18 protein-coding genes are annotated in these 23,667 nt (G+C 71.7%); 3 read left to right on the top strand and 15 right to left on the bottom strand.

The window, feature by feature from the left end:
• Positions 1–46: 46 nt before the first annotated feature.
• From ACF1AG_RS30600 to ureA, 4 genes are read right to left on the bottom strand one after another with little or no spacing between them, the layout of a single operon-like run.
• Positions 47–562, bottom strand: a complete 516-nt coding sequence (locus ACF1AG_RS30600) for a hypothetical protein (RefSeq protein ID WP_359603326.1) — start codon at positions 560–562, stop codon at positions 47–49.
• A 9-nt stretch (positions 563–571) separates the two neighbouring features.
• Positions 572–1,621: an agmatine/peptidylarginine deiminase gene (locus ACF1AG_RS30595; RefSeq protein WP_391810718.1), complete on the bottom strand. Its 1,050-nt coding sequence runs from the start codon at positions 1,619–1,621 to the stop codon at positions 572–574.
• Between the two features lie 8 nt (positions 1,622–1,629).
• Positions 1,630–3,342 (bottom strand): urease subunit alpha, encoded by a 1,713-nt coding sequence (locus tag ACF1AG_RS30590; RefSeq protein WP_391810717.1) that lies wholly within the window; start codon positions 3,340–3,342, stop codon positions 1,630–1,632.
• The gene (gene ureA, locus ACF1AG_RS30585; RefSeq protein ID WP_359603321.1) at positions 3,339–4,061 is read right to left on the bottom strand and encodes an urease subunit gamma; all 723 of its coding nucleotides are present in this window, start codon (positions 4,059–4,061) and stop codon (positions 3,339–3,341) included. Before ureA ends, ACF1AG_RS30590 begins: the two co-directional genes overlap by 4 nt.
• Before the next feature lie 154 nt (positions 4,062–4,215).
• On the opposite strand from ureA, the gene ACF1AG_RS30580 reads away from it, so the two are divergent.
• Positions 4,216–5,649, top strand: coding sequence for a cytosine permease (locus ACF1AG_RS30580; RefSeq protein ID WP_391810716.1), 1,434 nt, complete (start codon positions 4,216–4,218; stop codon positions 5,647–5,649).
• A 56-nt stretch (positions 5,650–5,705) separates the two neighbouring features.
• Here ACF1AG_RS30580 and ACF1AG_RS30575 read toward each other — a convergent pair whose 3' ends face one another.
• The 5 genes from ACF1AG_RS30575 to ACF1AG_RS30555 form a co-directional block, all read right to left on the bottom strand.
• Positions 5,706–6,794 carry a branched-chain amino acid aminotransferase gene (locus ACF1AG_RS30575; protein ID WP_359603317.1) on the bottom strand — a complete coding sequence of 363 codons (1,089 nt, stop codon included), beginning with the start codon at positions 6,792–6,794 and terminating at the stop codon, positions 5,706–5,708.
• A gap of 254 nt (positions 6,795–7,048) precedes the next feature.
• Positions 7,049–8,125: a 3-isopropylmalate dehydrogenase gene (locus tag ACF1AG_RS30570; RefSeq protein WP_359603315.1), complete on the bottom strand. Its 1,077-nt coding sequence runs from the start codon at positions 8,123–8,125 to the stop codon at positions 7,049–7,051.
• Positions 8,126–8,213: 88 nt separating this feature from the next.
• The gene (locus tag ACF1AG_RS30565; protein ID WP_093768038.1) at positions 8,214–8,345 is read right to left on the bottom strand and encodes a hypothetical protein; all 132 of its coding nucleotides are present in this window, start codon (positions 8,343–8,345) and stop codon (positions 8,214–8,216) included.
• Positions 8,346–8,668: 323 nt separating this feature from the next.
• Positions 8,669–10,300, bottom strand: a complete 1,632-nt coding sequence (pruA, locus tag ACF1AG_RS30560; protein WP_359751356.1) for an L-glutamate gamma-semialdehyde dehydrogenase — start codon at positions 10,298–10,300, stop codon at positions 8,669–8,671.
• Between the two features lie 36 nt (positions 10,301–10,336).
• Positions 10,337–11,263, bottom strand: a complete 927-nt coding sequence (locus ACF1AG_RS30555; protein ID WP_359603312.1) for a proline dehydrogenase family protein — start codon at positions 11,261–11,263, stop codon at positions 10,337–10,339.
• A gap of 138 nt (positions 11,264–11,401) precedes the next feature.
• Between ACF1AG_RS30555 and ACF1AG_RS30550 the strand changes: the two genes are divergently transcribed.
• The gene (locus ACF1AG_RS30550) at positions 11,402–12,640 is read left to right on the top strand and encodes a helix-turn-helix domain-containing protein (protein ID WP_359603310.1); all 1,239 of its coding nucleotides are present in this window, start codon (positions 11,402–11,404) and stop codon (positions 12,638–12,640) included.
• On the opposite strand, the gene ACF1AG_RS30545 is transcribed toward ACF1AG_RS30550, so the two are convergent.
• Positions 12,621–13,223: a TetR/AcrR family transcriptional regulator gene (locus ACF1AG_RS30545; protein ID WP_359603308.1), complete on the bottom strand. Its 603-nt coding sequence runs from the start codon at positions 13,221–13,223 to the stop codon at positions 12,621–12,623. The genes ACF1AG_RS30550 and ACF1AG_RS30545 overlap by 20 nt on opposite strands.
• An 84-nt stretch (positions 13,224–13,307) precedes the next feature.
• Here ACF1AG_RS30545 and ACF1AG_RS30540 point away from each other — a divergent pair, with 84 nt between their 5' ends.
• The gene (locus ACF1AG_RS30540; RefSeq protein WP_359603306.1) at positions 13,308–14,849 is read left to right on the top strand and encodes an MFS transporter; all 1,542 of its coding nucleotides are present in this window, start codon (positions 13,308–13,310) and stop codon (positions 14,847–14,849) included.
• Between the two features lie 18 nt (positions 14,850–14,867).
• On the opposite strand, the gene serA is transcribed toward ACF1AG_RS30540, so the two are convergent.
• The 5 genes from serA to ACF1AG_RS30515 all read right to left on the bottom strand — a co-directional run bounded on the left by serA (position 14,868) and on the right by ACF1AG_RS30515 (position 23,531).
• Complete coding sequence (gene serA / locus ACF1AG_RS30535) at positions 14,868–16,457, bottom strand: phosphoglycerate dehydrogenase (protein WP_359603304.1); 1,590 nt, start codon at positions 16,455–16,457, stop codon at positions 14,868–14,870.
• A gap of 267 nt (positions 16,458–16,724) precedes the next feature.
• On the bottom strand, positions 16,725–17,723 hold the full coding sequence (ilvC, locus tag ACF1AG_RS30530) for a ketol-acid reductoisomerase (protein WP_190005673.1): 999 nt from the start codon (positions 17,721–17,723) through the stop codon (positions 16,725–16,727).
• Between the two features lie 117 nt (positions 17,724–17,840).
• Entirely contained in the window at positions 17,841–18,365 is a 525-nt protein-coding gene (gene ilvN / locus ACF1AG_RS30525) for an acetolactate synthase small subunit (protein WP_006130824.1), read from the bottom strand.
• A gap of 21 nt (positions 18,366–18,386) precedes the next feature.
• On the bottom strand, positions 18,387–20,237 hold the full coding sequence (locus ACF1AG_RS30520; RefSeq protein WP_359603302.1) for an acetolactate synthase large subunit: 1,851 nt from the start codon (positions 20,235–20,237) through the stop codon (positions 18,387–18,389).
• A 231-nt stretch (positions 20,238–20,468) separates the two neighbouring features.
• The gene (locus tag ACF1AG_RS30515; protein WP_387798694.1) at positions 20,469–23,531 is read right to left on the bottom strand and encodes a putative bifunctional diguanylate cyclase/phosphodiesterase; all 3,063 of its coding nucleotides are present in this window, start codon (positions 23,529–23,531) and stop codon (positions 20,469–20,471) included.
• Positions 23,532–23,667: the final 136 nt, after the last annotated feature.

The raw sequence follows: 23,667 nt of genomic DNA, 5'->3' as shown, positions 1-23,667 counted from the left end.
AGCACGTCCTCACGGGGCGGCGCGGGGGTGCGACGACGGGCGGCGGTCACGGAGCGGCCTCCACCCGGACGGCGTCCGGCACCAGCCGGGTCCCGTGGCCGCTGCGGGGGTCCCCGCTGTAGCCGTTGCGGGGGGCTCCGCACATGATCGCCACCTCCGCCCCGCACGCGCAGACGTGGTTGCCACCCTTCCGCCCGTCGTGACCGCAGCACCCGCCGAGGCGGCCCGGGCCGGGATGCGGGTGGGTGTCCACGACGTCGTCCGGGTGCAGCACGCGGGTACCGCGCGGCCCGGCGGGGACCGGGAAGCCCCGCTCGCCGGACGTCCGTACGCCACCCGGCACGCCGCCGTCGTACTCCGCGTCGGGGCCGGCGGGGACGAACGGCGTCCCGAAGGACGGCGGATCGACGACGGACGTCCCGCGCGGGACGCTCGGCGGGCCGTGCCGCCCGCCGTCCCGGCCCGGAAGCCCGCTCCGGCCCGGGCGGTCGGGCATCTCTTCGAGCGGGCCGGCCGGTCCGGTCAGCCGGGTGCCGCGGGTCGCGCAGAGCAGTACGTTCACCCGTACGTTCTACCGGACCGGCGTGCGCGGCTGTTGCTGGGTGATGCAGTGGATGCCGCCGCCGGCCGCGAAGACCGGGCGGGCGTCGACCCGGGTGACCGTGCGGGCGGGGAAGAGGCGGCGGAACAGGCCGGCCGCCTCCTCGTCGCGGGGGTCGTCGAAGGCGCACAGGACCACGCCGTCGTTGCACAGGTAGTGGTTGATGTAGGAGTAGTCGGCCCAGTGACCGTCCGCCTCCAGCACGGTGGGGGCGGGGACCGGGACGACCTCCAGGGGGCGGCCGAGGGCGTCGGTCGCGGAGCGGAGGATGCCGATCACCTCCTCGGTCACCTCGTGGTCGGGGTGGGCCGGGTCCGGCTGGTGGTGGGCGACGACCACGCCCGGCCGGGCGAACGCGGCGACGATGTCGACGTGCCCCAGGGTGCCGAAGCCGTAGGGCGGATAGTCGGCGGTGAGGCCGCGCGGCAGCCAGATCGCCTTGCGGGTGCCGAGATGGGCGTGGATCTCCGCCTCGACCTCCTCCCTGGTCCGGCCGGGGTTGCGCTCGGGGCCGAGCTGGACGGTCTCGGTGAGCAGCACGGTCCCCTCCCCGTCGACGTGGATCCCGCCGCCCTCGTTGACGAGGTCCGTCGCGTACGTCCGTGCCCCGGCGAGGTCGGCGACGTACACGGCGATCTTCGCGTCGTGGTCCCAGCGGGCCCACTCCTGGGCGCCCCAGCCGTTGAACGTCCAGTCGACGGCCGCCAGCCGGCCGGTGCCGTCGGTGAGGAAGGTGGGTCCGACGTCCCGCATCCACGCGTCGTCCAGTTCCCGCTCGACGGTGTCGACGCCGGGGCCGAGCATTTCGCGCGCCCGCGCCGACTGGCCGGGTCCGCACACCACGGTGACCGGCTCGAAGCGCCGCACGGCTCGGGCGACCGCGGCCCAGGCGGTGCGGGCGGCGGCGAGGGCGGCGGGGTCGGCGAACGTGGGGTTGGGTCCTGGCCAGGCCATCCAGGTGCGCTCGTGCGGGGTCCACTCGGCGGGCATGCGGAAGCCGTCGGCGGCGGGCGTGTTCATCCGGGTCCTCAGAGGAAGTAGAGGCGGTTGAGGGAGACCGAGCCGGCGGGCTCGGAGCGCAGCGGCTCCCCGTCGAGGGTGACCAGACCGGTGCGCGGGTCGACGTCGACGGCGCCGGTGCGGGAGTTGTGCAGCAGGTCGGCGGGGCCTATGCCGCGGGTGCCGCGCACGGCGACGCGGCGGCGCCGGGTGGGCATCGTGTCGTGGCCCTGCTCGACGGCGGCGCGGGCCGTGAATGCCACCGACAGCTCGGCGGGCGTGGCGCCGTACGCGCCGAACTGCGGTCCGAGCACGAGGGGTTCGCAGGTGTCGGTGGCCGCGTTGGGGTCGCCGGTGACGCCGTACGCGGGAAAGCCGGACTTGAGCACCAGCTGCGGCTTCGCGCCGAAGTACTCCGGGCGCCACAGCACGATGTCGGCGAGCTTGCCCGGTTCGAGGGAGCCGACCTCGTGGGCGAGGCCGTGCGCGATCGCCGGGTTGACGGTGAGCTTGGCGATGTACCGCAGCACCCGCTCGTTGTCGTCGTCGCCGTCCGCGCCCAGTTCGGCCTTCATCTTCCCTGCCATGGCGAAGGTACGGCGGACGGTCTCCCCGGCGCGGCCCATGCCCTGCGCGTCGGAGGAGGTGATGCCGATGGCGCCCAGGTCGTGCAGCACGTCCTCGGCGCCCATGGTCCCGGCGCGCACCCGGTCGCGGGCCATGGCGGCGTCGCCGGGCAGGTCCGGCTTGAGGTCGTGGACGGAGACGATCATGCCGTGGTGCTCGGCGACCGCGTCCCGGCCGAAGGGCAGGGTGGGGTTGGTGGAGGAGCCGATGACGTTCGGGACACCCGCCATCTTCAGCACGTTCGGGACGTGGCCGCCGCCGCAGCCCTCGATGTGGAAGGCGTGCACGGTGCGGCCCTCCAACGCCTTCAGGGTGTCCTCCACGGACAGGCACTCGTTCAGCCCGTCGCTGTGCAGGGCCACCTGGACGTCGTACTCCTCGGCGACCCGCAGCGCGGTGTCCAGGGCGCGGGTGTGGGCGCCCATGTCCTCGTGCACCTTGAAACCGCACGCACCGCCCTCGGCGAGCGCCTCGACCAGCGGGGCCTCGTGCGAGGACGAACCCCGGCCGAGGAAGCCGATGTTGACGGGCCAGGCGTCGAAGGCGGAGAAGGCGTGGCGCAGCGCCCAGGGCGAGTTGACGCCGACACCCCACACCGGGCCGAACTCCTGCCCGATGATCGTGGTCACCCCTGAGGCGAGGGACGCCTCCATGACGCGCGGCGACAGCAGATGGACGTGGGTGTCGACGGCGCCGGCGGTGGCGACGAGCCCTTCGCCGGAGACGATCGTGGTGCCGGTGCCGACGACGACGTCCACGCCGTCGAGGGTGTCGGGGTTGCCGGCGCGCCCGACCGCGCTGATCCGCCCCTCGCGGATGCCGATGGACACCTTCCGGATGCCGAGGACGGCGTCGATCACGACCACGTTGCTGATGACGACGTCGCAGGTCTCGCGTACCGAGGCGGCCTTGAGGTGCAGTCCGTCGCGGGCGGTCTTGCCGAACCCGGCGAGGAACTCGTCGCCGTACCGCTGGGCGTCGGACTCCACCCGGATCACCAGGCCCGAGTCGCCGAGGCGGAGCCGGTCGCCGGCGCGGGGGCCGTGGGTCGCCGCATAGGCATGAGGGTCGAGGCCCTCGTACTCGCCGGCCTCGCGGCCGAGGGTGCGGCTCATCGCGTCGCTCCTTCCGGGGCGTCGGGGCGGTCGTCGTCGGGGGCGGTGGCGCCCAGGTAGCCGCAGGCCGCCGCGCGGCGCAGCGCCTCCGCCTCGGCGCCCGGCGCGTCGAGCGGGCCGTCGACGAGCCCGGCGAAGCCGACGGCGACGCGGTCCCCGCCGATCGGCACGAGACCGACCTGCCGGGTCTCGCCGGGAGCGAAGCGGACGGACGAGCCGGCGGGCACCGCGAGTCGCATGCCGTAGGCGTCGGCGCGGGGGAAGTCCAGGCGGGGGTTGGCCTCGAAGAAGTGGAAGTGGGAGGTGACCGAGACGGGCACGGCGGCGGTGTTGGTGACCGTCAGCGTGACAGCCGGCTCGGGGTCGCTGTGCGCGGGACCGGGCAGCAGGGCGCCCGGGGCGTGGTCGCCCAGGCCGCCCCCGATGGGGTCGGAGACGATCGCGAGCCTGGAGCCGTCGTCGAACACGGCCTCCACGTGGACTTCGGTGACGACGTCCGCCACCCCGGGCAGCACGTCGTCCGGGCCCAGCACCGAGCGGGCCCGCTCGACGGCCTCCGCCAGGCGCGCGCCGTCCCGGGCGGCCTCGCAGACCGTGTCGGCGATCAGCGCCGTCGCCTCGGGGACGTTCAGCCTGAGGCCCCGGGCACGCCGGGCCCGGGCCAGTTCGGCCGCACCGAAGAGCAGCAGCCGGTCGCGTTCCGTCGGGGTCAGTCTCACGCCGTGAACACCTCCTTGCCTTTCCTCGTCCCACGATTAGAGCATCACTCTAAAGCTGCGCACAGCCGAACGGAACCATTGACGTAGGACATCGAAGAAGTCACATTGAGCGTCACTCAAAACTTGTCGACGCACTGTTGAAGGAGAGCTGCCCATGCGGAGGGAACTGCGCGGAGTCGACACCATCCCCGAGGCGGAACGCACCAGCGGCCCGCGCGACCTCGTCTCGATCCTGCTGGGATCCAACCTCTGCCTGGGCGTGATCGTCTTCGGCTGGCTGCCGCCGTCCTTCGGCCTGGACTGGTGGTCGTCCGTCACCTCGGTGGTGGCCGGCACCGTCGTGGGCACGCTGTTCACGGCACCACTGGCCCTGGTCTCGCTGCGCACCGCGACCAACCTGTCCACCTCGTCCGGCGCCCAGTTCGGAGTGCGGGGGCGGCTGGTGGGGTCGGTCGTGGGGCTGCTGCTGGCGCTCGGCTACACCGCGCTGACCGTGTGGATCGGCGGGGACGTGATGGTGGGCGTGCTGGGGCGGCTGTTCGGGCTTCCGTCCGACGGGACGGTGTACACCGTGGTCTACGCCCTGCTCGCGGCGGCGACGGTGGCGGGCGCGGTGTACGGGTACCGGGTGCTGCTCGCCATGTCCCGGGTGCTGGCGTTCGGCATGACGGCGCTGCTGGTGCTGGGCGTGTTCGCGTACGCGCCGCACTTCACCACCGAGGCGCTGCCGGAGACCGGCGGCTACCTGCTGGACGGGTACCGGCCGACATGGCTGCTGGCCGCGGTCGCCGCGGGGCTGTCCGGGCCGATCGCCTTCATCACGCTGCTCGGCGACTACACCCGCTACATCTCCCCCGCCCGCTTCTCCTCCCGGCGCGTGCTGCGCGCGACCTGGTCGGGGCTGCTGCTGGGCCTGCTGGTGCCGCAGCTGTTCGGCACGTTCACCGCGTACGCGGCCCGCGCCGCCCTCGACTACGCCGGGCCGCTGGTCGACGCGGCACCCGGCTGGTACCTGCTGCCGCTGCTGCTGGCCGCGTCCGCGGGGTCGGTGGGGAACGCGGGGCTGATGCTGTACTCGATGGGGCTGGACCTGGACGCGATCCTGCCGCGCGCGTCCCGGACGACGGCGACGTACGTCGTCGCGGCCGTCGCGACGGTCTGCGTCTTCGCCGGCCATCATCTCTCGACCGCGCAGGACGCGATGACGTCGTTCGTGCTGCTGCTCACGGCCGTGGGCACTCCGTGGGCGGTGATCACCCTGATCGGCTCGGTCCGCTGCGGAGGGGTCTACGACGCGGACGCCCTCCAGGTCTTCAACCGCCGCACGCGGGGTGGCGCGTACTGGTACACGGCCGGCTGGAACATCCCGGCGACGGCCTCCTGGGCCCTGGGCTCGGCGGTGGGCCTCCTGGCCGTCTCCCTGCCCTCCTACGAGGGCCCTCTCGTCGCCCTCACGGGAGGGGTCGACGCGAGCTTCCTGCTCTCGGGCGCGGTGGGCGGGGCGGCGTACGTCCTGGCGACGCGCCGCGCCCGGGGGACCACGGCGCCCGTGACGCCCGTACGGGCGCTGGAGGACGAGCGGGTCTAGCGGCTCAGTGCGGGGATAGCAGGGGTCCGGAACCGCGGCTCCGGACCCCTCACCCGTCAGGCCAGCTTGTGCATCCAGCCGTGCTTGTCCTCCGCCGTGCCGCGCTGGATGTCGAGGAGGGCCTGGCGGAGGCGGAGGGTGACCTCGCCGGGCTCGCCGCCGCCCTGCTGCCACTCGCCGCTCGCGCGCTTCACCGTGCCGACGGGCGTGATCACGGCCGCGGTGCCGCAGGCGAACACCTCGGTCAGCGCGCCGTTCTCCGAGTCGCGCTGCCACTGCTCGACCGAGACGCGCGCCTCGACCGCGTCGTAGCCGAGGTCTCGGGCCACGCCCAGCAGGGAGTCACGGGTGACGCCCTCCAGGATCGATCCGGAGAGGGCCGGCGTGACGATCTTGTTCCCGTACACGAAGTACAGGTTCATGCCGCCCAGCTCCTCGACCCACGTGTGCTCGACGGCGTCGAGGTAGCAGACCTGGTCGCAGCCCTTGGCAGCCGCCTCGGCCTGGGCGAGCAGGGAGGCCGCGTAGTTGCCGCCGGTCTTGGCGTCGCCCATGCCGCCGGGGACGGCGCGGACGCGGTCCTCGGAGACCCAGATGGAGACCGGCTTCACGCCGCCCGGGAAGTACGCGCCGGCCGGGGAGGCGATCACCAGGAACAGGTACTCGTTGGCGGGCTTCACACCCAGCCCGACCTCGGTCGCGATCATGAAGGGGCGCAGGTAGAGGGACTCCTCGCCGCCATGCGCGGGCACCCACGCCTGGTCCTGGGCGACCAGGGCGTCGCACGCCTCGATGAACGTCTCGACCGGAAGCTCCGGCATGGCGAGACGGCGGGCGGACCGCTGGAACCGCTCGGCGTTCTTCTCGGGGCGGAACGTGGCGACGGACCCGTCGGGCTGCCGGTAGGCCTTGAGGCCCTCGAAGATCTCCTGCGCGTAGTGCAGCACCGTGGTCGCCGGGTCGAGGGAGATCGGCGCGTACGGGACGAGCTGGCCGTCGTGCCAGCCGCGGCCCTCGGTCCACTTGATCGTCACCATGTGGTCGGTGAAGTGGCGGCCGAAGCCGGGGTTGGCCAGGATCGCTTCGCGTTCCGCGGCGGAGAGCGGGTGGGCCGAGGGCTTGAGCTCGATCGTGGGCGTCGTCATGAGTGGTTCGTCCTTCACCGGTTGTAGTGACGGGCCGCGCACACGCCTGTACGGCCTGTGGCCAGTACTAGGACGTCCGAGCATTCCCTCAATCCGCGGCTCCGCGTTCGATTATCGCCCGGCGGAGGCGGCGGAAGAAACAGGGTGAATGCGGCCCGGTGGTCGTTGACGCCACACCCGGCGGAGGAACACGTCGAAGCCGCCGGGTGCGGATGCGACCCGGCGGCTTCGAGTGTGTCGATATGGGCGCCGGGTCAGCCGGCTACTCGTGCGGCGAGGGCGTCGCCGATCTGAGAGGTGCTGCGGGCGGGCAGGCCGGTGGGGGTACCTCCCGTGCCCTTGAGGCTACGGGGGAGCTCCGCGAGGTCGGCGGAGACGGCGTCCTCGATGCGGGCCGCCTCGGTGTCGTGGCCGAGGTGACGCAGCAGGAGGGCGACGGACAGGACGGTGGCGGTGGGGTCCGCCTTGCCCTGTCCCGCGATGTCCGGGGCCGAGCCGTGCACGGGCTCGAACATGGACGGGAACTCGCGGCTCGGGTTGATGTTGCCGGAGGCCGCGACGCCGATGCCGCCGGAGACGGCTGCGGCGAGGTCGGTGATGATGTCGCCGAAGAGGTTGTCGGTGACGATCACGTCGAACCGGCCGGGGTCGGTGACCAGGTAGATGGTCGCGGCGTCGACGTGGATGTAGTCGGTGGTGACGTCCGGGTACTCCGCTGCCACCTTGTTGAAGACGTTCGTCCACAGGTGGCCGGCGAAGGTCAGCACGTTGTTCTTGTGGACCAGCGTCAGCTTCTTGCGCGGGCGGGCCTGGGCGCGGGCGAAGGCGTCTCGGACGACGCGCTCGACCCCGAAGGCCGTGTTGACGGAGACCTCGGTGGCGACCTCGTGCTCGGTGCCCTTGCGAATGGTGCCGCCGTTGCCCGTGTAGGGGCCCTCGGTGCCCTCGCGGACGACCACGAAGTCGATCTCGGGCTGTCCGGCGAGCGGGGTGGCGACGCCCGGCAGAAGCTTGGACGGGCGCAGGTTGACGTGGTGGTCGAAGGCGAAGCGGAGCTTCAGCAGGAAGCCCCGCTCGAGGACTCCGGACGGGACGCTCGGGTCGCCGATGGCGCCGAGCAGGATCGCGTCGTGCTGCTTGAGGGCGTCGAGGTCGGCGTCGGTGAGGGTCTCCCCGCTGGCGTGGTAGCGCCGGGCGCCGAAGTCGTAGTCCTTGGTCTCCAGCTTCACATCCTGCGGAAGGACGGCGGAGAGGACCTTCAGGCCTTCGGCCACGACCTCCTGGCCGATGCCGTCACCGGGGATCACTGCGAGATCGATGCTGCGAGACATGCGGGCACCCTACTCCTCGTCCCACGGGATGACATGCGGCGTCCGGCATACGGACGCCTCGGGCGTGTCAGAGGCCGGCCGGGGCCGCTCAGTGGCCGGTCGAGCCGCCGTTGTCCCGGCGGTCGAGGGCGCGCTGCAGGGCGGCCGCGGCGTTCTTGCGGTCGCTCTCGGCGCTGCGGACGGAGCGGCGGACACGGCGGCGGGCGGTCGTCTCGGGCATGGCGGATCGACTCCTTCGGATGAAACGCGCGGACTCGAAGATGCGCGGAGGGTGACGAGACGCCGGAAGAGGCGGGGAGCCACGGCCGCAGGGGTCGCCTGCACGGGGCCTGCTCACAACCGCCGTTCGCTGGATCGAGCGATGCGTTCGGCTCCTACAAAAGTAAGGGCGCCGCCCGCATCTGTCTGCACAATTACTTGGGCTTCCTACTATCTGAGACGGTGGAGTGGATCACACCCTCCTGACCTGGGGTTTCTCCGAATGCGGATACACGAACGGGCCAGGTCGGGGGGTGACCTGGCCCGTTCGCGATCGGGTGGGCGTCAGCCCATGTGCGGGTACGTGTAGTCGGTCGGCGGGACCAGCGTCTCCTTGATGGCGCGGGTCAGCGTCCAGCGCATCAGGTTCTGCGGGGCGCCGGCCTTGTCGTTGGTGCCGGAGGCACGGCCGCCGCCGAAGGGCTGCTGGCCCACCACGGCGCCGGTCGACTTGTCGTTGATGTAGAAGTTGCCGGCCGCGTAGCGCAGCTTCTCCATCGTGTACGCCGCCGCCGCGCGGTCGTTGGCGATCACCGAGCCGGTGAGGGCGTAGTCCGACACCGACTCCATCTGGGTCAGCATCTCCTCGTACTTGTCGTCCTCGTAGACGTGGACGGCGAGGATCGGGCCGAAGTACTCGGTGCGGAACACCTCGTTCTCCGGGTCGGTGCACTCGATGACGGTCGGGCGGACGAAGTAGCCGACCGAGTCGTCGTAGGAGCCGCCCGCGACGATCGTGCAGGCCGGGTCCTCCTGGGCGCGGTCGATGGCGGCCTTGTTCTTGGCGAAGGACCGCTCGTCGATGACGGCGCCGATGAAGTTGGACAGGTCGGTGACGTCACCCATCTTGATGCCGTCCACCTCGGCCGCGAACTCCTCCTTGAAGCCGGAGTTCCAGATCGAGGCCGGGATGTACGCACGGGAGGTGGCCGAGCACTTCTGGCCCTGGTACTCGAAGGCGCCGCGGGTCAGCGCGGTCCTGAGGATCGCGGGGTCGGCGCTCGGGTGGGCGACGACGAAGTCCTTGCCGCCGGTCTCGCCGACGAGACGGGGGTAGGTGCGGTACTTCTCGATGTTCTGGCCGACCGTCTTCCACAGGTGCTGGAAGGTCTTGGTGGAGCCGGTGAAGTGGATGCCCGCCAGGTCGCGGTGCTCCAGTGCGACCGCGGAGACCTCGAGGCCGTCGCCGGTGACCAGGTTGATGACGCCCTTGGGCAGCCCGGCCTCCTCGAGGAGCTGCATCAGCAGCACGGCGGCGTGGGTCTGCGTCGGGGACGGCTTCCACACCACGACGTTGCCCATCAGCGCGGGCGCGGTGGGCAGGTTGGCCGCGATGGCGCTGAAGTTGAAGGGCGTGATCGCGTAGACGAAGCCCTCCAGCGGCCGGTGGTCGAGGCGGTTCCACACGCCCGGGGAGTTGGCCGGGGGCTGCTCGGCGAGGATGCCGCGCGCGTAGTGGACGTTGAAGCGCCAGAAGTCGACCAGCTCGCAGGGGCTGTCGATCTCGGCTTGCTGCGCGGTCTTGGACTGGCCGAGCATCGTGGAGGCGGCGATGGTCTCGCGCCAGGGGCCGGCCAGCAGTTCGGCGGCGCGCAGGATGATCGCGGCGCGGTCGTCGAAGGACATGGCGCGCCAGGCCGGGGCGGCGGCGAGGGCCGCGTCGATGGCGTCCTGGGCGTCCTGCTGGGTGGCGTTGGCGTAAGTGCCGAGGCGGGCCTTGTGGTTGTGCGGCTGCACGACGTCGAAGCGCTCGCCGCCGCCCATCCGCCTGACGCCGCCGATGGTGCAGGGCAGCTCGATCGGGTTGTCGGCCAGCTCCTTGAGCTTGGCCTCCAGCCGGGCCCGCTCGGGGCTTCCGGGGGCGTAGCCGTGCACCGGCTCGTTGACGGGGGTGGGGACCTGGGTCACAGCGTCCATGGGTTCCGTAACTCCTTGTCTGAGCGGGGTGTGGTGTCAGCCCTTGGTGATCATGCTGCGGGCGAAGAACCGGAGGTTGGCCGGCTTCTCCGCCAGGCGCCGCATGAAGTAGCCGTACCAGTCGGTGCCGTAGGCCGTGTAGACGCGCATGCGGTGGCCCTCCGCGGCGAGCCGGAGGTGCTCCTCGCTGCGGATGCCGTAGAGCATCTGGAACTCGTACTCGTCGAGCTTGCGTCCGGCGGTGCGGGCCAGTTCCTGGGCGATGGCGATCAGACGGGGGTCGTGGGACCCGATCATCGGGTAGCCCTCGCCCTCCATCAGCGTCCGCAGGATGCGCACGTACGCCTTGTCGATCTCGTGCTTCTGCTGGTAGGCGACCTCGGCGGGCTCCTTGTAGGCGCCCTTCACCAACCGTACGCGACTGCCCGCGGCGGCGAGCCGGCGCGCGTCCTCCTCGGTGCGGAAGAGGTAGGCCTGGATGACGCAGCCGGTCCCCGGGAAGTCCTTCCGCAGTTCCTCGTGGATGGCGAACATCGAGTCGAGGGTGGTGTGGTCCTCCGCGTCCAGGGTGACCGTGGTGCCGATCTCCGCGGCGGCCTCGACGACCGGGCGGACGTTGGCGAGGGCCAGCTCGTGGCCGCCCGGCAGCGCTTGGCCGAACATCGACAGCTTCACGGACATCTCGGCGCGCTCGCCGAGCTCCAGCGGCTTGAGCCGGTCGATCAGCTCCAGGTAGGCGTCGCGGGCGCTCTCGGCCTGCTCCGGGGTGGTGATGTCCTCGCCGACGACGTCCATGGTCAGCTCGAGGCCGCGGTCGGTGAGCTCGCGCACGATCGGCAGGATCCCGTCCACGGTCTCACCGGGGATGAAGCGGTCGACGACCTGCTTGGTCACCGGGGCCGCCGAGATCAGGCGTCGCATCCGGTCGCTGCGCGACGCGGCGAGAATCACGGGACCCAGCACGGGGCACCTCCACAAGCTGCGAGAGGCCGCCGCCCGACGGTTCGGGGACGGCACGGAGAACCACCGTGAAACCTAAGGATGACGCCGATCCTGGGCCATCGACAGACGTCACGCATCCCCGAGCGAGATCTCAGACAGATGTATGAAGGTGGCCGGTTCTTGCGGCAGAATGCCCGGGTGACGTCGGAATACAGGGACGACTACCAGGAGCTGGTGGACGAGATCTCGGAGCTCCTCGGCGCTCCGGCGACCCTGGAGAACCGCGACTTCGAGCTGATCGCCTTCGGCGCGTACGACAGCGAGGGCGACCTCGACCCGTCGGCGCTGGACCCGGTGCGGGCCCGCTCGATCCTGACCCGGCGTTCCACACCCGCCGTCCGCGCCTGGTTCGAGGGGTTCGGCATCACCCGCGCGACCGGCCCGGTCCACATCCCGCGCACCCCGGAGGCGGGCGTGCACCGGGGACGCGTGTGTCTTCCAGTACGCCATCGCGGGGTGGCCCTCGGCTATGTGTGGCTGCTGGAGGACGACCCGGGGCCCACGGCGGAGCAGCTCGACGCGGCCATGCGGGTGACGGCGCGGATCGGCGCGCTGCTCGCGGACGAGGCGCAGCACGGCGCGGACCTCACCCGGGAGCTGCGGGCGGTGCTGACGGCGGAGCGCGGCTGGCAGCGGGACATGGCGGTGGCCGAGCTGCGTACCGCGCTCGGCACCCGCGCGGAGGGCCTGCACACGGTGGTCTGCGTCGCGCCCTGGCCGTCCGCCGACCCCGACGACGCGCCCTCGGTCCGCACGGTGCCGGGGGCCACCGCGCTGTGCACCCTGCCGTGGGGCGCGACGGCCGTGTCCCTGGCGCTGCTGCTGCGGCTGCGCTCCGCCGACGTGCTGACGCCGGCGGAGACCGCGGCCGGGCGGCTGCTGGAGCGGGCCGGGGACGGCGGGGCGGCGGGGCGGTCCGGACCACCGCCGGCGGCCGCGGGGATCGCCGCGCCGCGCACGGGCCTGGCCGATCTGGGCACCGCCTGGGACGAGGCGTCGGCGTCGGCGCGGGCGGCACTGGCCGAGCCGCGCCTCGGACCGGTGGCCCGCTGGGCGTCGATCGGCCCGTACCGTCTGCTGACCGCGCTGTCCCCCGGCGCCGCCCACGACCCCGCCGTCAGCCCGCTGCTCTCCCCCGCCCACACGGAACTGGCCCGCACCGCCGAGGTGTACCTCGACTGCGCGGGCCAGGCCGGGCGCACGGCGGCGGAGCTGGGCGTGCACCGGCAGACGCTGTACTACCGGCTGTCGCGGATCGAGCGGCTCACCGGCCTGGACCTGGACGACGGCGAGGACCGCCTGCTGCTGCACATGGCGCTCAAGGCGCACCGCCTGTAGGGACCCCGTCCGCGGCCGCCTCGACCACCCGGCGCAGACCGGCGGTGAGCTGCTCCGCGTCGGGCGCGCCGGCCGGGTCGAAGGTCCACTGGGCGATGAGGCCGGTCATCAGGGTCACGTAGAACGCGCCGACGGTGTCGGCGGTCGCGTCGGACACGTCCTCCTCCCGGCCGCCCATCAGCAGCGGCACCAGACCGCGCCCGGCCTCGCGCTGGGCCGCCGCGAGGTGCGCACGCACCTCGGGCATCCGGTCGCCCATGGCGAGCACCTCCATGCTGAGCCGCCACACCGAGCCGGGGTCCTTCATGGTGGCGATGATGTTCGCCCACACCTGCTCGAACCGCTCCAGCGATCCGGGCGCGGCATCGTCCACCGTCCCGTCGCCCTCGAAGGCGCCGCCCATGTTCTCCACGAGGGACACGTAGGCCTGCGCGAGCAGCGCGTCCTTGGAGCCGTAGTGGTAGCCGATCGACGCGAGGTTGGTACCCGACTCCTTGACGATGTCGCGCGCCGTGGTGCGCACGAATCCCTTGGCGAGCAGGCAGCGCTTGGCCCCCTCGAGCAGATCCTCACGGTGTCCCATGGCCGCAGCCTACCCTGCACCCCATACAGCCGTCTTATACATATGTTCTAGACAGTCGTATAAGACGTGCGTACAGTCGGCGTCATGACACCGAACCCGAACCGGGCCGGCCGCCGTGAGTGGACCGCACTCGTCGTCCTGATGCTTCCGCTGCTGCTGGTCTCGATGGACGTCTCCGTCCTCTACTTCGCCGTCCCGGAGATCAGCGCCGACCTGGAGCCGACCGGCACCCAGCAGCTGTGGATCTTCGACATCTACGGCTTCGTCCTGGCCGGCCTGCTGATGACCATGGGCGCGCTCGGCGACCGGATCGGCCGCCGTCGGCTGCTGCTGTTCGGCGCGGCCGCCTTCGGCGCGGCCTCCCTGCTCGCGGCCTACGCGCAGTCCGCGGAGACGCTGATCGTGGCCCGCGCGGTCCTCGGCATCGGCGGCGCGACCCTGATGCCGTCGACCATGGCGCTGGTCCGCACGATGTTCACCGACTCCGGCCAGCGGGCGAAGGCCATCGGGCTGTGGTCCGGGGTGATGACGGGCGGCATCGCGCTCGGCTCGGTGATGAGCGGGGTGCTCGTGGAGCACTTCTGGTGGGGCTCCGTCTTCCTGGTCAACCTGCCTGCGATGGCGCTGCTGCTGGTCCTCGGCCCGCTGCTGCTGCCGGAGTCGAGGGACCCCTCCCCCGGCCGCTTCGACTGGAGAAGCGTCCCGCTGTCCCTGGCCGCAGTGCTCCCCGTGGTCTACGGCCTGAAGGAACTGCCCTCCGAGGGCTGGAACGTCCGGTACGTCGTCTCGATCACCGTCGGGCTGCTGTTCGGCGCGCTGTTCGTGCACCGGCAGCGCACCGCGCGGTCCCCGATGATCTCGCCCGCCCTGTTCCGCGGGCACGGCTTCAGTCCCGCGCTCGTCCTCAACGCCCTGGCGGCGCTCGGGATGATGGGCTCCGCGATCTTCACCACGCAGTACCTGCAGTCGGTGCTCGGCAAGAGCGCGCTGGAGGCCGCGCTGTGGAGCCTGCTGCCGTCGGTGCTCATCGGCGTCGCCGCCCCGGCCGCTGCGACGCTGGTGCAGCGCGGGGCCGAGCGCGCGCACGTCGTCACCGCCGGGTTCGTGATCTCCGCCTGCGGCTACGGACTGCTCGCCCTGGCCGGGACGGACTCCCTGTGGCTGGTGCTTGCGGCGTGCGGGGTGATGGCCGCGGGCATCGTCGTCGTGATGTCCCTGCTCACCGACCTGGCGCTCAGCTCGGCCCCGGTGGACCGGGCGGGTTCGGCGTCGTCCCTGCTGGAGACCGGCACCGAGTTCGGAGGGGCCCTGGGCATGGCCGCCCTCGGGTCGATCGGCGCGGCCGTCTACCGGCACGCGATGCCGGACACCGCGCCCGGGCCGGCGCGGGAGACCCTCGGCGGGGCGCTCGCCGTCGCCGCCGAACTGCCGGGGCGCGCGGGGGACGCCCTGGCCACTGCGGCACGGGAGGCGTTCACCGACGGAATGCGGGGCGCCGCGATCGCCGGCGCGGCCCTGCTCATGGTCGCGGCGGGGATCGCGGCAGCGGGCCTGCGGCACATCGGGGTACGTCCGGACACGGAAAACGCCGGACAGGCTGAGAGTCTCAGCCCGTCCGGCGTGTGAGCCCTGACGAAGGGGCGGTCAGACCAGGTTCACGGACCGCGCGGAGGTCGCCCCGATCTCCGCGGCCAGCTCACCCAGCACCGAGGGGGCCACCGTGTCGTCGACGGTCAGCACGGCGAGCGCCTCGCCGCCGACCGTCGCACGGGCGACCTGCATGCCGGCGATGTTGATGCCGGCCTCGCCGAGGATGCGGCCGACGGTGCCGACGACACCCGGGCGGTCCTCGTAGCGCAGGACGACCATGTGGTCGGCGAGCGCCAGGTCGACGTCGTACTCGCCGACCGCGACGATCTTCTGGACGTGCTTGGGACCGGCCAGCGTGCCGGAGACCGAGATCTCCTCGCCGTCGGCCAGGGTCCCGCGCACGGTGACGACGTTGCGGTGGTCGGCCGACTCCGAGCTGGTCGTCAGCCGTACCTCGACGCCGCGCTCCTGCGCGAACAGCGGGGCGTTGACGTAGGAGACGGTCTCGTCGACGACGTCCTCGAAGACGCCCTTGAGCGCGGACAGCTCCAGCACCTTCACGTCGTGCTGGGTGATCTCGCCGTACACCTCGACGTCGAGGCGGACCGCGACCTCGCCCGCGAGCGCGGTGAAGATGCGGCCGAGGCGCTCGGCGAGCGGCAGACCCGGCTTGACGTCCTCGGCGATGACGCCGCCCTGGACGTTCACCGCGTCGGGGACCAGCTCACCGGCGAGCGCGAGGCGCACGGAGCGGGCGACGGCGATGCCGGCCTTCTCCTGGGCCTCGTCCGTGGAGGCGCCGAGGTGCGGGGTGCACACGACCTGGTCGAACTCGAAGAGCGGGGAGTCCGTGCAGGGCTCCTTCGCGTACACGTCGAGGCCGGCGCCGGCGACGCGGCCCTCCTTGAGCGCCGAGTACAGCGCCTCCTCGTCGACGATGCCGCCGCGCGCGGCGTTGATGACACGCACGGTCGGCTTGACCTTGCGCAGCGCCTCGTCGCCGATGAGACCGAGGGTCTCGGGGGTCTTCGGCAGGTGGACGGTGATGAAGTCGGAGACCTCGAGCAGCTCGTCCAGCGACAGCACCTTGACGCCCATCTGCGCGGCCCGCGCGGGCTGCACGTAGGGGTCGTAGGCGACGACCTTCATGCCGAAGGCGGACATGCGCTGCGCGACGAGGGCGCCGATGCGGCCCAGACCCACGACACCGAGGGTCTTCTCGGCGAGCTCGACGCCCGTGTACTTGCTGCGCTTCCACTCGCCGTTCTTCAGCGCGGCGTTGGCCTGCGGGATGTTGCGCGCGGTGGCGAGGATCAGACCGCAGGCGAGCTCGGCGGCGGTCACGATGTTGGACGTGGGGGCGTTGACGACCATCACGCCGGCCTTGGTGGCGGCGGAGACGTCGACGTTGTCGAGGCCGACGCCGGCTCGTGCGACGACCTTCAGCTTGTTGGCGGCGGCGATCGCCTCGGCGTCGACCTTGGTGGCCGAACGGATGAGGATCGCGTCCACGTCGGCGATGGCGGGGAGCAGTTCGGCTCGGTCCGCGCCGTTGCAGTGGCGGATCTCGAAGTCCGGGCCGAGTGCGTCGACGGTGGCGGGCGACAGCTCTTCAGCGATGAGTACGACGGGTTTCGAGCTCACGTGAGTCCTCACAAGTCCCAATGCGGACGGCCGTCCCGACGGCCGCAGGCGGTGAAGAAGTGCTAGCCGCGTGGAAGACGCACGACGCTGTGGGCCTGACGCGTATGTAGTGCAGCAGTGTAGTGGCGCCGAGGGCGTCGTCTTACGCCGCTTCGGAAGGATCACCCGTCCGTGGCGGACGGGATGGACAACGCCGCACTTCCGACGTTACCCCTGGTTCGCCCGAAGGGCCGGGGCGTGGCGCCCCGGCCCTCAGGACGGTCGGACTCAGGCCTCTTCGTCGACCCAGCTCATCAGCTTGCGCAGCTGCTTGCCGGTGGTCTCCAGGAGGTGCTCGGAGTCCTGCTTCTTGTACTCGTCGTACTTCTTCAGGCCGCCGTGGTACTCGTCCATCCAGGTCTGGGCGAAGGTGCCGTCCTGGATCTCGGCGAGGACCTTCTTCATCTCGGCCTTGGTGGCGTCGGTGATGATCCGCGGGCCGGTGACGTAGTCGCCCCACTCGGCGGTCTCGGAGATCGACCAGCGCATCTTCTCCAGGCCGCCCTCGTACATGAGGTCCACGATCAGCTTCAGCTCGTGCAGGCACTCGAAGTAGGCGATCTCCGGCTGGTAGCCGGCCTCGGTCAGGGTCTCGAAGCCCGCCTTGACCAGCGCCGCGGTGCCACCGCAGAGGACGGCCTGCTCACCGAACAGGTCGGTCTCGGTCTCCTCGGTGAAGGTGGTCTTGATGACGCCGGCGCGGGTGCCGCCGATGCCCTTCGCGTACGACAGAGCCAGCGCGAAGGCGTTGCCCGTGGCGTCCTGCTCGACGGCCGCGATGCAGGGGACGCCGCGGCCCTCCTCGTACTGACGGCGCACCAGGTGGCCCGGGCCCTTGGGGGCGACCATGCAGACGTCGACGCCGGCCGGGGGCTTGATGAAGCCGAAGCGGATGTTGAAGCCGTGGCCGAAGAACAGCGCGTCGCCGTCCTTCAGGTTCGGGGCGATGGACTCCTCGTAGACCTGGCCCTGGATCGGGTCCGGGACGAGGATCATGATGACGTCGGCCTCGGCGGCGGCCTCGGACGGCGTCACCACGCGCAGGCCCTGCTCCTCGGCCTTGGCCTTGGACTTGGAGCCCTCGTGCAGACCGACGCGCACGTCGACGCCGGAGTCGCGCAGCGACAGGGCGTGGGCGTGGCCCTGGCTGCCGTAACCGATGACCGCGACCTTGCGGCCCTGGATGATGGACAGGTCGGCGTCGGCGTCGTAGAACAGCTCGGCCACTGGGTTCTCTCCTTGTGTGCAGGTGTTGCGTCCCACCGTATGACGGTGAGGGAGGGGGAAGGTTGAGGGTCTCGCGATGCGGGCGGCCGGCCGTGTCCCGGCCGCCCGTTCCATGTCTTACGCCGACCGGTCCAGGGCGCGCAGCGACCGGTCCGTGATCGAACGGGCACCACGTCCGATCGCGATGGTGCCGGACTGGACCAGCTCCTTGATGCCGAACGGCTCCAGCATCTTGAGCATGGCGGACAGCTTGTCACTGCTCCCGGTGGCCTCGACGGTCACGGCCTCCGGGGAGACGTCCACGGTCTTGGCGCGGAAGAGCTGGACGATCTCGACGATCTGGGAGCGCGTCTCGTTGTCGGCGCGCACCTTCACCAGGACGAGTTCGCGCTGGACGGCCTGCCCGGGTTCGAGCTCGACGATCTTCAGCACGTTGACGAGCTTGTTGAGCTGCTTGGTGACCTGCTCCAGCGGGAACTCGTCGACGCTCACCACGATGGTGATGCGGGAGATGTCGGGGTGCTCGGTGACACCCACGGCGAGCGAGTCGATGTTGAAGCCGCGGCGGGAGAACAGGGCGGCGATCCGGGCCAGGATGCCGGGGGTGTTCTCCACCAGGACGGAGAGCGTGTGCTTGGACATGATCTCTTCGGTCTCTCTCGCTCAGTCGTCTTCGTTGTCGCCGAAGTCGGGGCGCACGTCCCGGGCGGCCATGATCTCGTCGTTGGAGGTGCCGGCGGCGACCATCGGCCAGACCATCGCGTCCTCGTGGACGATGAAGTCCACCAGGACCGGGCGGTCGTTGATCGAGTTGGCCTCCTCGATGACCTTGTCGAGGTCGGCGGGGTCCTCGCAGCGGATGGCGTGGCAGCCCATGGCCTCGGCCAGCTTCACGAAGTCGGGGACGCGGGTGCCCCTCGCCTGCGGGTTGACGTCGTCGGGGCCGGAGTGCAGGACAGTGTTGGAGTACCGCTGGTTGTAGAAGAGGGTCTGCCACTGGCGGACCATCCCGAGGGCGCCGTTGTTGATGACGGCGACCTTGATCGGGATGTTGTTCAGGGCGCAGGTGGTGAGCTCCTGATTGGTCATCTGGAAGCAGCCGTCGCCGTCGATCGCCCACACCGTGCGGTCGGGCACGCCCGCCTTGGCACCCATGGCGGCGGGGACCGCGTAGCCCATGGTTCCGGCGCCGCCGGAGTTCAGCCAGGTGGCGGGCTTGTCGTACTGGATGAAGTGCGCGGCCCACATCTGGTGCTGGCCGACGCCGGCCGCGAAGACCGTGCCCTCGGGCGCGAGCTGTCCGATGCGCTCGATGACCTGCTGCGGGGAGAGCGAGCCGTCCGCGGGCTGGTCGTAGCCCAGCGGGTAGGTGTCGCGCCAGCGGTTCAGGTCCTTCCACCAGGCGGAGTAGTCGCCGCGGTGGCCGTCGGCGTGCTCCTTCTGGACGGCCTGGACGAGGTCGGCGAGGACCTCGCGGGCGTCACCGACGATCGGCACGTCGGCGGCGCGGTTCTTGCCGATCTCCGCCGGGTCGATGTCGGCGTGGACGATCTTGGCGTACGGGGCGAAGCTGTCCAGCTTGCCGGTGACGCGGTCGTCGAAGCGGGCTCCGAGGGCGACGATCAGGTCGGCCTTCTGCAGCGCGGTGACGGCGGTGACCGCACCGTGCATGCCCGGCATTCCCACGTGCAGCGGGTGGCCGTCGGGGAATGCGCCGAGCGCCATCAGGGTGGTGGTGACGGGCGCTCCGGTGAGCTCGGCGAGGACCTTCAGCTCGGCGGTGGCCTGGGCCTTGACGACCCCGCCGCCGACGTAGAGGACCGGTCGCTTCGCGGAGGTGATGAGCTTGGCGGCCTCACGGATCTGCTTGGCGTGCGGCTTGGTGACGGGCCGGTAGCCGGGCAGGTCCATGACGGGCGGCCAGGAGAAGGTGGTCTTCGCCTGGAGGGCGTCCTTGGCGATGTCGACCAGCACCGGACCGGGGCGGCCGGTGGAGGCGATGTGGAACGCCTGGGCGATGACCCGCGGGATGTCCTCGGCCTTGGTGACCAGGAAGTTGTGCTTGGTGATCGGCATGGTGATGCCGACGATGTCCGCTTCCTGGAAGGCGTCCGTGCCGATCGCCTTGGAGGCGACCTGGCCGGTGATGGCCACCATCGGGACGGAGTCCATGTGCGCGTCGGCGATGGGCGTCACCAGGTTGGTGGCGCCGGGACCCGAGGTCGCCATGCAGACGCCCACCTTGCCGGTGGCCTGCGCGTAACCCGTGGCCGCGTGACCCGCGCCCTGCTCGTGCCGGACCAGCACGTGGCGCACCCGCGTGGAGTCCATCAGCGGGTCGTACGCCGGAAGGATCGCACCGCCGGGAATGCCGAATACCGTGTCGGCGCCGACCTCCTCGAGAGAGCGGATGAGGGACTGCGCGCCCGTGACGTGCTCGACGGGGGCGGACTGCTGTCCTCCGGTACGGGGCCGCGGCTGCGGGTGATGGGCCCCGGTGGCCTGCTCGGTCATCGGCATTCTCTTCTCGATGCTGAGGGTTTTTGCGAAGTTCGTGCGGGTTACGCGTGCTGCTCGGCAGGTGCCTGTGCAACAAAAAACCCCTCGTGCCATAAGGCAAGCGAGGGGAGCGCGCCGGGTGGTGGGTCGCTGAGCGTTCGTCGCTCAGCGTCAGCCGACGCGCTGTCCAAGTACGAGAATTCGGGTGCGCATGGCACTGACCCTCCCCCCGGCGCACACTCGGTGTCAAGTGGGTGGGACGGGAGTCTCATTATGTGAGCGGAGTGTCGTGGCGCTCTTGAGCACCGCGGTCACTCCCGCGGAGTACACGGGGGAACCGCCTGCGCCGGCCAGCACCGGCTCGGCCGGGGCGTGCGGCACCGGGTAGTGCCCGGCGGCCAGCGCCCGGCGCAGCCGGTACTCGTCGAGCGGCCCCGAGAAGGCCAGTCCCTGCCCGTGGGTGCAGCCCATCGCGCGCAGCGCCTCGGCCTGCTCGGGCAGGTCCACGCCGTCGGCCACGGTCTGCAGTCCGAGGTCGGAGGCGATCCGCAGCAGCCCGTGGGTGATCTTGTACAACCGGGCGGACTCCGCCACCCCGTCGACCAGGCTGCGGTCGATCTTCAGCATGTCGACGGGCAGCCGTCGGAGTGCCGTGATCGCCGCGCGTCCGCTGCCGAAGCCGTCCAGGGAGATCCGTACGCCGAGCCGCTTGAGCACGGTGAGCCGCCGCTCCAGCTCGTCGAGGGACACCCGGGGGTCGGTGTCGGCAAGCTCCACGATCAGCGAGCCGGACGGCAGGCCGTGCCGGGTGAGCAGCGCCTCGACCGAGCCGAGCGGCAGCGAGCGGTCCAGCAGCCGGCGCGCGCTCAGCCGTACGGCGACCGGCAGGGGCAGGCCCGTGGCGTGCCGTTCGGCGGCCTGCTCGACGGCCTCCTCCAGCACCCAGCGGCCCAGCTCCGCGGTCTTCTCGCTGTCCTCGGCGACGCGCAGGAACTCCGCGGGCGTGAACAGCACGCCCTGGGAGGAGCGCCAGCGCGCCTGGGCACACACGGAGGTGATCCGGCCGTCCGCCAGACTCACCACGGGCTGGTGCAGCAGGGCGAACTCGCCGTGGTGCAGCGCCGCGCGGAGCCGGGTGGCCAGCTCGGCCTTGCGGACGACGTCCTGCTGCATGTGCGGCTTGTACAGCTCGACACGGCCCTTCCCCGCGGCCTTCGCCCGGTACATCGCGAGGTCGGCGTTGCGCAGCAACTCGCCGGCACCGATGCCGGGTTCGGCGAAGGCGACGCCGATGGAGGCGTTGACGCGGACATCGTTGCCGTCGATGAGGTAGGGCTGGGAGAGCGTGACTCTGAGCCGGTCGGCCAGTTCGAGGATGTGCCGCTCGCGCGCGTCCCGGTCGCGTACCCCGTCGCCGGCGATGAGCGCCGCGAACTCGTCGCCGCCGAGCCGGGATGCGGTGTCTCCCTTGCGGACGGCGTCCTGGAGTCTGCGGGCGGCCTGCACGAGCAGTTCGTCCCCGGCCTGGTGGCCGATGGTGTCGTTGACGCCCTTGAAACCGTCGAGGTCGATGAAGAGCACCGCCGTGCCGCGCAGGGCGGCGCCCCGGTCCGAGGCGCGGCGGCCGGAGAGGGCCTGCTGCACGCGCCGGGTGAACAGGGCCCGGTTGGGCAGGTCGGTCAGCGGGTCGTGCTCCGCGTTGTGCTGGAGCTGGGCCTGGAGGCGGACCCGCTCGGTGACGTCACGGCTGTTGAAGATGAGGCCGCCGTGGTGCCGGTTGACGGTGGACTCCACGTTGAGCCAGCCTCCCCCGCTCCCGGCCTCTCCCCCGCTCCCGGCTCCGCTCGAATCGAGGGACCCCCCAGAGCGGGAGGCGCCCCCTCCGCCGAAGCGGAAGCGGCACTCGATGCGTGTGGTGGGCTCCTCCACCGGGTCGGCGGCGAGGAACCGCCGAATCTCGTGCACCACGCAGCCGAGGTCCTCGGGGTGGATCAGGGAGGCCAGCTCGGTGCCGACCAGGTCCTCCGCCGGGCGGCCGTACACCCCGGCGGCGGCCGGGGAGACGTAGCGCAGGACGCCGCTGGGGGCGGCGATCATGATGACGTCGCTGGAGCCCTGCACCAGGGAGCGGAAGTGGTTCTCCGCCTGGGCCAGTTCCTGGGTGAGGGTGATGTTGTCGAGGAGCATGATGCCCTGGCGCACGACGAGTGCGAGCGCCACGGTGCCCCCGGTGATCAGCACGACCCGGTCGACGCTGCGGCCGTTGAGGACGTTGTAGAGGATGCCCAGGGTGCACACGGCCGCCGCCAGGTACGGGGTGAGCGCGGCGAGGGATCCGGTGATGGGCCGGGAGAGCTGGTACCGCGCCGCTCCCCCGCCGGCCGGCGGTCCGGGCTGGTGGTCGGGGGCGGCGCGCCGCCCGGGCAGGTGCTCACGGACCACGCGCGTGGACGTCTCCCGGTCGGGTCCGCCGCGGCGGGGCGCGGTCCAGGGGGCGTAGGCCAGCAGCAGCGACCCGGCGAACCAGCCCGCGTCGAGCAGTTGCCCCGAGCGGTAGTCGGCGTGCAGCAGCGGGGAGGTGAACAGGGCGTCGCACATCACGGTGAGCGCGAGCGCCCCGATCGCGGTGTTCACCGCCGAGCGGTTGACCGACGAGCGCCGGAAGTGCAGCGCGAGGACCATGCTGACGAGGGCGATGTCGAGCAGCGGATACGCCAGGGACAGCGCCGTGTGTGCGACGCTCGGCCCCTCGGCCTGGGCGGCCTGGGCGAGGGCGAGGCTCCACGCCAGGGTCAGCAGCGAGCCGCCGATCAGCCAGGCGTCGAGACCGAGGCACACCCAGCCGGCCTTGGTCACGGGCCGTTTGGCGAGCACCAGCAGTCCCACGATGGCGGGCGGCGCGAAGCAGAGGAAGAACAGGTCGGCGTAGCTGGGGCTCGGCACCTCGCGGTGCAGCACGACCTCGTACCAGCCCCAGACCAGGTTGCCCAGGGATGCCATGGCCGAGGAGATACCGAACAGCATCCAGGCGGACCGGTACCGGGTGCGGCGGTTGCGGGCGTAGACCACGCAGGACACGGCGGCGGCCGCGGCGGCGGCGCTCAGCCCGAAGTCCCCCATGATCAGGGCGAGTCGCTCCGACCCCCAGCCGAACGCGGCGCCGACGGCGTAGGCGCCGCAGACCAGGGCGAGCACCAGCTGGGCCGCGGGGCCGGGGCGGCAGCCTGCGTCCTTCGCCGGCCGCAGGGTCCGCGGGGCGGACGCGGGACGCAGCGCTCCGTCGAGGGTGGGGGTCGGCGGCGCGCTCACCGGTCCCTCCCGGTCCGCGCCGCCTCCGCGCTCCAGGGGCCCCGGTGCGCCTGGGCCCGGGTCGGGCGGCTCGTCCGCCGGAGCGGGTCGTGAGGGCCGGCGCCGTCGGTCCGCCCTCCGCGCCGGATGTGCTGAC

It is taken from the genome of Streptomyces sp. NPDC014764, from assembly GCF_043082785.1.
Classification (GTDB): Bacteria; Actinomycetota; Actinomycetes; order Streptomycetales; family Streptomycetaceae; genus Streptomyces; species Streptomyces althioticus.
This window is presented reverse-complemented; position numbering and strand designations above follow the sequence as displayed.